General features: G+C 75.2%; 8 protein-coding genes. 4 read left to right on the top strand and 4 right to left on the bottom strand.

Annotated features, from left to right (window positions below):
* Positions 1-994: ABC transporter substrate-binding protein (locus ACSNOB_RS30620; RefSeq protein WP_436690764.1), on the bottom strand; the 994-nt coding region annotated here is incomplete at its 3' end.
* Between the two features lie 311 nt (positions 995-1,305).
* On the opposite strand from ACSNOB_RS30620, the gene ACSNOB_RS30615 reads away from it, so the two are divergent.
* The 4 genes from ACSNOB_RS30615 (at position 1,306) to ACSNOB_RS30600 (ending at position 6,038) form a co-directional block, all read left to right on the top strand.
* Positions 1,306-2,091, top strand: coding sequence for an ABC transporter ATP-binding protein (locus ACSNOB_RS30615; RefSeq protein WP_436690762.1), 786 nt, complete (start codon positions 1,306-1,308; stop codon positions 2,089-2,091).
* A gap of 2 nt (positions 2,092-2,093) precedes the next feature.
* Positions 2,094-3,044, top strand: coding sequence for an LLM class F420-dependent oxidoreductase (locus ACSNOB_RS30610; RefSeq protein WP_436690766.1), 951 nt, complete (start codon positions 2,094-2,096; stop codon positions 3,042-3,044).
* Positions 3,041-3,343 carry a cupin domain-containing protein gene (locus tag ACSNOB_RS30605; RefSeq protein WP_436690760.1) on the top strand — a complete coding sequence of 101 codons (303 nt, stop codon included), beginning with the start codon at positions 3,041-3,043 and terminating at the stop codon, positions 3,341-3,343. The genes ACSNOB_RS30610 and ACSNOB_RS30605 overlap by 4 nt, the downstream gene beginning before the upstream one ends.
* A gap of 76 nt (positions 3,344-3,419) precedes the next feature.
* Positions 3,420-6,038: a hypothetical protein gene (locus tag ACSNOB_RS30600; RefSeq protein WP_436690758.1), complete on the top strand. Its 2,619-nt coding sequence runs from the start codon at positions 3,420-3,422 to the stop codon at positions 6,036-6,038.
* Between the two features lie 96 nt (positions 6,039-6,134).
* Here the strand turns inward: ACSNOB_RS30600 and thiC are convergent, their stop codons facing one another.
* The 3 genes from thiC to ACSNOB_RS30585 are packed head-to-tail and all read right to left on the bottom strand — an operon-like array spanning position 6,135 to position 9,228.
* Entirely contained in the window at positions 6,135-7,727 is a 1,593-nt protein-coding gene (gene thiC, locus ACSNOB_RS30595; protein ID WP_393105571.1) for a phosphomethylpyrimidine synthase ThiC, read from the bottom strand.
* A 17-nt stretch (positions 7,728-7,744) separates the two neighbouring features.
* Positions 7,745-8,533, bottom strand: a complete 789-nt coding sequence (gene thiD, locus ACSNOB_RS30590; protein ID WP_436690755.1) for a bifunctional hydroxymethylpyrimidine kinase/phosphomethylpyrimidine kinase — start codon at positions 8,531-8,533, stop codon at positions 7,745-7,747.
* Entirely contained in the window at positions 8,530-9,228 is a 699-nt protein-coding gene (locus tag ACSNOB_RS30585) for a thiamine phosphate synthase (protein WP_436690753.1), read from the bottom strand. Before ACSNOB_RS30585 ends, thiD begins: the two co-directional genes overlap by 4 nt.
* Positions 9,229-9,324: the final 96 nt, after the last annotated feature.

Raw genomic sequence — 9,324 nt, 5'->3', positions numbered from 1 at the left:
CGGGGGTGAGGTTCTGCTTGAGCTGGCCGGCACCCTGCAGGATCGCGATGCTCTTGGCCACCCGGCCGCTGTCCAGGGCGCCCAGCTGGGTGCCGGAGTTGCTGGACCGCACGTAGGCGGCCATCAGCTGGAGCTCGGCGGCGGCCGAGGCCACGTCGGCGGCGGGCACGTTCTTCTTCAGGATCTCGCCCGCCTCCTGCGGGTTGGTCAGCGAGTACTCGAGGCCCTTCATCAGGGCCTGCGTGAACCGCTTGACCATCTCGGGCTTCTCCTTGGCGATCTTCGAGGAGGTGATCAGCACGTTGCCGTAGAGGTCCTGCATCACGTTGCTGTACGGCAGCAGGACGGCCTTCTTCTTGGTCACCGTCTCGATGGTCGGCTGACCGACGACGAACTGGCCGATGCCGTCCACCGTGCCGGCGGCGAGCGTGCCCATCAGGGCCTGCGCCTCGCCGTTGACCCAGGTCACCTTGGTGGCGTCCACGCCGGCCAACCGGGCGTACGTCGGGAAGAGGTTGCGGACGACGGAGGTGGGGGTGTCGGCGAGCTTCTTGCCCTCCAGGTCCTTCGGCGACGCGATGCCCTTGCCCTCGACGGTGGCGATGGCGGCCATGGTGCGCTGCTGGATGGCGGCGACCGCGATGAAGTCCTTGGCCTGGCCGTTGCCGAGCTGGAGCAGCCCACCGGTGAGGTCGATCGGGCCGAAGTCGGCCTTCCCGCCGACGATCGTCTGGATCACCATGCCGGTGCCCTGGCCCGGCTTGATCTCGACGTCGAACCCGGCCTCCTTGAAGAAGCCCTTCTCCTTCGCGACCCAGGCGTAGGAGTCACGGCCGAAGTTGCCGAACGAGGTGAGGTAGGTCACCTTCTCCAGCGCCCCGCCCTTGCCGCCCTTGGCGTCGTCGCCGGAGTCCGAGCCGCCGCTGCACGCGGAGACCAGGGCGAGGGCGGTGGCCAGCGCGGCTGCGGCGACCGTACGGGTCAGCCTTCTCATCAGTGCACCATGTCCTTTCCGACCGGAGCGGCGCACCGCCGCCGGAGGGGTTGTCTGGCGGGCCGGCCGAGGGGTGAGGCCGGCGCCACCGTCGTGAGGGGACTCATCGCGGGCACAGCGTACGAGAAAAGACCCTTCGTGTTGCGAGGCGTATCGGGTTGCGGTACGGAAACAAACTCGCGCCGGCCTGGCCTGATGCGCCCAAATCCACTCGGGACGGGCTCCGGTCCACCCCGGACGGCTAGACGGCGACCGACGAGGGCTACCCTGTGCCGCGACTACTGATCGCCGACTCAGGGAGGCCGCCGGAGATGATCCGCCTGTCCGGGGTGTCCCGCACCTTCGACGGCCGCAGCGGCCGGGTGGAGGCGCTGCGCGGCATCGACCTGCACGTCGCCGACGGCGAGTTCGTGGCGGTGCTCGGCCGCTCCGGGTGCGGCAAGTCCACCCTGCTGCGCCTGATCGCCGGTCTCCTGCCGGTGTCCGACGGCGAGATCACCGTGGCCGGTACGCCGATCACCAAGCCCCGCCGCGACATCGCCATGCTCTTCCAGCGGCCGGCCCTGCTCCCCTGGCGCACCGTGCTGGACAACGTCCTGCTCCCGGTGGAGATCTTCGGCTGGAAGCGGGCGAAGCACCGCGAGCGCGCCCGGCAGCTGCTGGACCTCGCGGGGCTGGGCGGCTTCGAGAAGCGGCTGCCGCACGAGCTCTCCGGCGGCATGCAGCAGCGGGTCTCGCTGTGCCGGTCGCTGATCGGCGAGCCCCGGGTGATGCTGATGGACGAGCCGTTCTCCGCGCTCGACGCGCTCACCCGCGAGGAGCTCTCCGGCGAGCTCCAGCGGGTGCACATGGAGTCCCGGGCCACCGTCGTCTTCGTCACCCACTCGATCGACGAGGCGGTGCTGCTGGCCGACCGGGTGGTCGTGCTCAGCCCCCGGCCCGGCCGGATCCGCAAGGTGGTCGACGTCGACATCCCCCGGCCGCGCACCCTCGGCCGCAACGCGCACCTGGCGGACGTCGCCCGGGTCAGCGCCGACCTGCACGAACTCCTCATGGAGCGGGATCTGCCGGCGACGGCCGGCGCGGAGGGACGATGAGCATGCGGGTTTCCGTCTTCACGGAGCCGCACCGGGGCGCCAGCTACGACGACCAGCTCCGCTTCGCCCGGCTGGTCGAGGCCGGCGGTTTCGAGGGTTTCCTCCGCGCCGACCACTACCAGGCGATGGGCGACGAGCCGGGGCTGCCCGGCCCGACCGACGCGTGGCTGACGCTGGCCGCGCTGGCCCGGGAGACCACCCGGATCCGGCTCGGCACCCTGGTCACCTCGGCCACCTTCCGGCTGCCCGGCCCGCTGGCGGTGATGGTGGCCCAGGTCGACCAGATGAGCGGTGGCCGGGTCGAGCTGGGCATCGGCGCCGGCTGGTACGAGCGGGAGCACACCTCCTACGGCATCCCGTTCCCGGGCGTCGGGGAGCGCTTCGACCGGCTGGCCGAGCAGCTGGAGGTCGTCACCGGGCTGTGGCGGACCCCGCCGGGCGAGACGTACAGCTTCACCGGCGACCACTACCGGCTGGTGGACGCCCCCGCCCTGCCGAAGCCGGTGCAGGTGCCCGGCCCACCGATCATCGTGGGTGGACGCGGCCCGAAGCGCACCCCCGAGCTCGCCGCCCGGTACGCCGACGAGTTCAACATGCCGTTCAAGACCGTCGAGGAGACCGCCGAGGCGTACGAGCGGGTGCGGGAGGCCTGCGACCGGACCGGCCGGGCGGAGTCGGGGCGCGCCCCGCTGACGCTCTCCGCCGGGATCGTGGTCGCGATCGGCCGCACCGACGCCGAGGCGCAGCGCCGGGCCGCCCCGCTGCACGTGAAGAGCGCGCTGCCCCCGGAGGATCCGGTGGTCGGCTCGCCCGCGCAGCTCGTCGACCGGATCGGCGAGTTCGCCGCGATCGGCGCCACCCGGGTGCACCTGCGGCTGATCGACCTCGCAGACCTCGACCACCTGGAGCTCATCGCCGCCGAGGTGCTCCCCCGACTGGACGGAACCCGATGACCGACGCGCAGCTCGAACTCGGCCCGGTGGGCCAGGAGATCGTGTACGAGAACGACCGGGTCCGGGTGTGGCACATCCGGCTCGAGCCGGGCGAGCAGCAGCCGCTGCACCGGCACGACCACCCGTACCTGGTGGTGGCGGTCCAGGGCGCGAAGAACGTCGTGCAGACGGTCGACGGAACCAGGATCGACGCCGACGAACCGACCGGCGGGGTGGTCTACCGGGACCCGGGCGCCGTGCACACGCTCACCAACGTCGGCGACACGACGTACCTGGCGCGTCTGGTCGAGTTGAAGTAACCGCTGGCCGGGCGGGCCGGACCCGCTCGCGGCGCGCCGGTGGCGACCGGCCCAGCAGGTGCGTAACGTGCCGGACATGGCCTTTCGGACCTGGGGCAGACTGCTGCTCACGGCGCTCGCGGTGAGCCTGCTGGCCGGCGCCGGTCAGCTCGGCGTCGCGTTCGGCCTCGGCATCGTCCGGCTCACCGGCACCTTCACCGGCGCCACCGTCAACCAGTGGCCGGCCCAGCTCGTCTGGGCGGGCTGGTTCGCCGCGAACGCCGCCGTGGTCGGCGCGGTGCTCACCGAGCGCCTGGCCCGCCGGGACGGGTTGGCGACCGGCACCGGGCACCACCTCGCCGTCGCCGGCGCGGCCGCGCTGGGCGCCACCGTCGTGGCGCCACTCTGCATGCAGCCCGCCCGGGCCGCCGAACTCGTCTCGATGGACCCGGTCTGGGCCGTCGGCATCTGCGCGGTCCTCGGCGCGCTGGCCGGCGCGGGCGCCGCGCTCGCCGTCCTGCTCCAGCCGCCGGTGGGATGGAACATGGCGGCTGTCGCGGGCGCGGTCTGGCTGCTGGCGCTGCTGTCGGCGGCGCCGTCGCTCGCCTCGGCCGGCCAGCTGCCCACCGTACGGCTGGGAGTGCTGGAGCCGGCCTGGCTCGACGCCGGCGCGGCCCAGCGGCTGGCCCTGGTGATCCTGCCCTTGGTGGCGCTGCTCTCGGGCGCGGCGACCGGCGGGCTGGCCCGGTGGCGCGGCCACCCGCCGCTGGTCAGCGGCGCGACGGGGGTGGCGGGTCCGGTGCTGGTGGCGTTCGCCTACCTGACCGCCGGCCCGGGCGACGCGGCCGACCGCTACCAGCTCACGCCCTACTACGCGGCGTTGCTCGCGGTGGCCGCCGGCGCGCTCGGCTCGGCCGCCGCCGCGCTGCTGCGCTGGCCGCTCGTCGCGCGCACCGCCCCCACCGGCGCCATCGAGCCGACCGACATCCTGCGCCCGCTGCCCGCCGGCCCCGCGCTGCCGCACGCCCCGACGCCGGCCGCCGACGCCGACGAGCCGGCGACGGTCGACCTGGCCGACGCCGGGCTCCGGGCCGCCGCCCGACCCGGGGGTACGACCTCCGGCGGGACCGCCGACGCCCCGTCGCCCCGGACCGCCCCGGCGCACTGGGACTGGCAGGTCGGCGGCACCACCGCGTCGACGCCCGCCGCTGCGGCCCCGGCGGCCGCCGAGCCGGACCGGACCGCCGGATCGCCACCCCTGACGGACGAGGGCGCGCCGCAGTCGGCCGGTTCGCTGGCGACCACGGACGCGGCGCGCCCGGCCGGACCACCAGCCGTCGCGCACACGGCGCAGCCGGCCGGCGCACCGGCGACGGACGCGGCGCGCCCGGCGGGGTCGGCCGAGGCCGCAGCCTCCGCCGCGCGCGACGACGCCGACGAGGGCACCGTGACCCGGCCGGATGCCGGCGAAGGCGGCGTGACCCGGCCGGACGCGGGCGAGCGGTTCCGGGCCGCGCCGGCCGTCGCCGGGCAACCACCGGCCACGCCGGACGCCGGCGAGCAACCACCGGCCACGCCGGTGGTCCCGGCCGCCGCGCCGCCCCCGGCCGCCGGGGTTGCCGTGCCCGCCGAGCAGCCGACCGCCCCTGCCACCACCGCCGCCCCAGCCGCTCCCAAGCCCCGCCGCACCCGCAAGCCCCGCGCGACGCGGCAGCCGGCGACCGCAGCGGCGGAGAGCGTCGGCCCGGCGCCGTCCACCACCGACTCACCGGCAGCGAACGACTCCCCCGCCGTGCCGGCGACTGCTCCCCCGGCGGTCACCGGGGCCGCCTCGCCGGACGCTCCGGTTCCGTCCGGCCCTCCGGCCACGCCGGCGACCCCGGCCGCGGCACCGACCGGCGCTCCGCCCGATCTCCCGGCCGGCGGCCCGGCCGCCGATGTGCCGGTGCCGCCGCAGGTCGGCGCACCGGTCGTCCCGGCCGTACCCGACCCGTCGTCGCCCACCACCGGGACGCCCACCCCGCGCCCGTCCCGCGACCCGGCCCCCGCACCGGTGGTGCCGGGCGGCCCCGGTACGAGTCCTGGGGACGGCACCGACACGACGATCGGGGACGGCACCGGGGTGCCGGAGCAGGACGGCGCGGGTCCGCGCCGGGCGCCGCTCTTCCCGGCTGACGGGGCGGCACCCGGCGGGGCCGGCGAGCCGGCATCCGCGCTCCGGCCGGCCTGGCGACCCGCTCCCGCGTGGCCGGCACCGCCCCGGGTCGGGCCCGAGGACGCCGCCGAACCGCCGCGCCCGGCCGCCGGGGAGCCCACGCCCGAGCCGGCGCCCCGGCCCCGGCACCTGGCCCCGGTGCCCGACCAGACCCGGGCGGCGAACTGGGACGCCCTCGCCACCGCCCGACGCGGCGGCCCCGCACCGGTCGAGGCCGCGGCCGGGAACGGCACGCCGGTCGCCGAGGCGCCGGACGCCGACGACGCCTCCCCGACGGAGCAGCCCGGCGGACGGGCCCGGGGACGGCTGGGGCTGTTCCGGCGCAACCGGTCCCGGGCCGAGGACGCCACCGGCGACCGGGAGCCGGAGCCGCTGCCGGCGCAGGACGAGGAGTACGTGGACTGGGTCACCGGCCTCAGCAGGCCGATCCCCGACAACGAGCCCGAACAGGAGAGCGGCCGGCGGTCGTTGCGCTCCACCGGCCGCCACCACCGCGACTGACCCCGGCGACCCCCGTCACCGGCCGACGGGGCGGCCCACCCCGGCCCCGACGGGACGGCCCACCCCGGCCCCGGCGGGGCGGGCCGCCGTGCGGGATCACGCCAGCGGCAGGTAGACCCGGCCACCGGAGGAGACGAACTCCTCCGACTTGTCCTGCATGCCGCGCGCCGCGTACTCCTTGAGCTCCTGGGTGATCTTCATGGAGCAGAACTTCGGTCCGCACATCGAGCAGAAGTGGGCCGTCTTCGCCGGCTCCGCCGGCAGCGTCGCGTCGTGGTACGACCGCGCGGTCTCCGGGTCCAGCGAGAGGTTGAACTGGTCCTCCCAGCGGAACTCGAACCGCGCCTTGGACAGCGCGTCGTCCCACGCCTGCGCGCCGGGGTGCCCCTTGGCCAGGTCGGCGGCGTGCGCCGCGATCTTGTACGCGATCACGCCGGCCTTCACGTCGTCCCGGTCCGGCAGCCCCAGGTGTTCCTTCGGGGTCACGTAGCAGAGCATCGCGGTGCCGAACATCCCGATCATCGCGGCGCCGATCGCCGAGGTGATGTGGTCGTACGCCGGGGCGATGTCCGTGGTCAGCGGGCCGAGCGTGTAGAAGGGCGCCTCGTGGCACCACTCCTGCTGGAGGTCCACGTTCTCCTTGATCTTGTGCATCGGCACGTGGCCCGGACCCTCGATCATCACCTGCACGTCGTACTCCCAGGCGACCTTCGTCAGCTCGCCCAGGGTGCGCAGCTCGGCGAACTGCGCCTCGTCGTTGGCGTCCGCGATCGAGCCGGGGCGCAGCCCGTCGCCGAGCGAGAACGTCACGTCGTAGCGGGCCAGGATCTCGCACAGCTCGCGGAAGTTGGTGTAGAGGAAGTTCTCCTCGTGGTGCGCCAGGCACCAGGCAGCCATGATGGAGCCGCCCCGTGACACGATCCCGGTCACCCGGTCCACCGCCAGCGGCACGTACGGCAGCAGCACCCCGGCGTGCACCGTCATGTAGTCGACGCCCTGCTCGGCCTGCTCGATGACGGTCTCCCGGAACACCTCCCAGCTCAGCTTCACCGGGTCGCCGCCGACCTTCTCCAGCGCCTGGTAGATCGGTACGGTGCCGATCGGCACGGGCGAGTTCCGCACGATCGCCTCGCGGGTCTCGTGGATCCGTTTGCCCGTCGACAGGTCCATCACCGTGTCCGCGCCCCACCGGGTCGCCCAGGTCAGCTTCTCCACCTCCTCGGCGACCGACGAGGTGACCGCGGAGGTGCCGATGTTGGCGTTCACCTTCACGAGGAACGCCTTACCGATGATCGCCGGCTCGCACTCGGGGTGGTTGACGTTGAGCGGCAGCACCGCCCGCCCGGCCGCGATCTCGTCCCGGACGAACTCCGGTGCCATCCCCTCCCGGATCGCCACGAACTCCATCTCCGGCGTGACTACGCCCGCCCGCGCGTACGCGAGCTGGGTGGGCCGCCGCCCGTCGGCGCCGGCGAGCGGGGTGCCCGCGCCGCGCACCGGGGCCACGTCGCCGCGCTCGGCGATCCACGGTCCCCGCAGCGGCGGCAGCCCGACCTCGGGATCGGAGCCGGGTCCGGAGGTGTCGTAGAGCCGGAGCGGCGGGTTGTCCCCGGTCAGCTCCACCTCGGCGAACGGCACCCGGACGTCCGGCCGGGCCCCCTCCACGTAGACCTTTCGACGTGCCTGCATGACAGCCTCCCTGGTGATCAAGCGGACCAGCCGAAGTGGTCCAGCGGGCCGCGTCCCGCGCCCAGCTCCCAGTCCCGCGCGCCGGTCAGCGCGCGGAAGACGTACTCCTTGGCGGCGGCGACCGCCGTCGGCACCGGGTCGCCCAGCGCCAGCCGGACGGCGATCGCCGCCGAGAACGAGCACCCCGTGCCGTGGTTGTGCCGGGTGGCGACCCGGGGCGCGCGGAGCAGCGTGGTGACCCCGTCGCCGTGCAGCACGTCGACCGCCTCGCCGTCGGAGTCCACGTCGCCGCCGGTCACCACCACGTGCTCCGGCCCGCCGGCGGCCAGCGCCTCCGCCGCGGCCACCATCTCCTCGACCGTGGTCACCGGGCGTCCGGTGATGGCCGCGGCCTCCGCGCGGTTCGGCGTCGCCACGCGGGCGTACGGCAGCAGCCGCTCGACCGCCGTCACCACGCCGAGCCGGTGCCCGCTGGTGGCGACGAGCACCGGGTCGACGACGAGGTGCGGCAGCCGACCGTCCCGGGCCGCGTCGGCGACCGCGTCGGCGATCGCCGGGGTGCCGAGCATGCCCGTCTTGACGGCCCGGACGCTGAAGTCGGCGAGCACGCTGTCGAGCTGCTCGGTGACCGTCCGGGGCGGCAGCGGCAGGACGGCGTCGACGCCCCTCGTGTTCTGCGCGGTGATCGCGGTGACCACGCTGGTGCCGTACGCGCCGAGGGCCGCGAAGACCTTGAGGTCGGCCTGGATGCCGGCCCCGGCGCCGGAGTCGGATCCGGCGATGGTGAGCACGGTCGTCGGGGTCATCGTTCCTCTCCCGTGGTGGCGGACGGGAGCTCGGGCCTGGCCTGCGCGGTCGTGGCGGCGAGTGCCGCGTCGGCGGCTGCCGTGAGGGTGGCTGCCGCCGCCTCGGGGTCGTCCGCGCGCATGATCGCGCCGAGCACCGCCACGCCCACGGCTCCCGCCTCGACGCAGGAGACCAGCTGCTCCGGGCTCTGCACTCCGCCGAGCGCCAGGACCGGCACGGGGCTGTGCAGGATCAGCTCGCCGAGCCCGTCCGGGCGCAGCGGCGGGCCGTAGCCGGGTTTGGTGCTGGTCGGATAGACGGGTGAGAGGGTGGCGTAGTCCTCGGTGGTGAGCCTCGCCAGCTCGGCCCGGTCGTGACAGGAGCGGCCGACCAGGCGCAGGCGCGGCGGCGGGTACGGCCCTGCCGACGGCAGGTGCACCGCGTCCCCGCCGAGGGGGTCGGGGCCGGCGACGATCAGGGTGCCGCCCGCCTCGGCCAGGATCGGGCACAGGTCGGCGGCGAGGGCGACGCGCTCGGCACGGGGCAGGTCCTTCTCCCGCAGCACCACCCAGCGCACACCGCCGGCCACCGCCCCGGCCACCACCTCGACCAACGGCCGCCGCGCCTGCCACCGGTCGGTCAGCAGCACGACACCGGACGGACGCGGCGCGTCGTTGGCGACCGGCGGCACACCGCCCGAGATCTTGGTAGCCACGGGCCCCTCCAGGGGCCGTTTCCTGCCAAGATCCGCAAGGGCCGAGGCCGCAGCCGAGGCAGCAGCAGCAACCGGGGGCGGAGGACTGGTGGGGGC

It is taken from the genome of Micromonospora sp. URMC 106, from assembly GCF_051386395.1.
In the GTDB taxonomy this organism is placed as follows: domain Bacteria; phylum Actinomycetota; class Actinomycetes; order Mycobacteriales; family Micromonosporaceae; genus Micromonospora.
The sequence above is the reverse complement of the archived record's forward strand: the minus strand, read 5'-3'. Positions and strand labels throughout refer to the sequence as shown.

What these genes read in the sequence shown, in the direction of transcription:
- ACSNOB_RS30615 (WP_436690762.1), top strand. Translation starts at nt 1,306, where the DNA reads ATGATCCGCCTGTCCGGGGTGTCCCGCACCTTCGACGGCCGCAGCGGC.
- ACSNOB_RS30610 (WP_436690766.1), top strand. Translation starts at nt 2,094, where the DNA reads ATGCGGGTTTCCGTCTTCACGGAGCCGCACCGGGGCGCCAGCTACGAC.
- ACSNOB_RS30605 (WP_436690760.1), top strand. Translation starts at nt 3,041, where the DNA reads ATGACCGACGCGCAGCTCGAACTCGGCCCGGTGGGCCAGGAGATCGTG.
- ACSNOB_RS30600 (WP_436690758.1), top strand. Translation starts at nt 3,420, where the DNA reads ATGGCCTTTCGGACCTGGGGCAGACTGCTGCTCACGGCGCTCGCGGTG.
- thiC (WP_393105571.1), bottom strand. Translation starts at nt 7,727, where the DNA reads ATGCAGGCACGTCGAAAGGTCTACGTGGAGGGGGCCCGGCCGGACGTC.
- thiD (WP_436690755.1), bottom strand. Translation starts at nt 8,533, where the DNA reads ATGACCCCGACGACCGTGCTCACCATCGCCGGATCCGACTCCGGCGCC.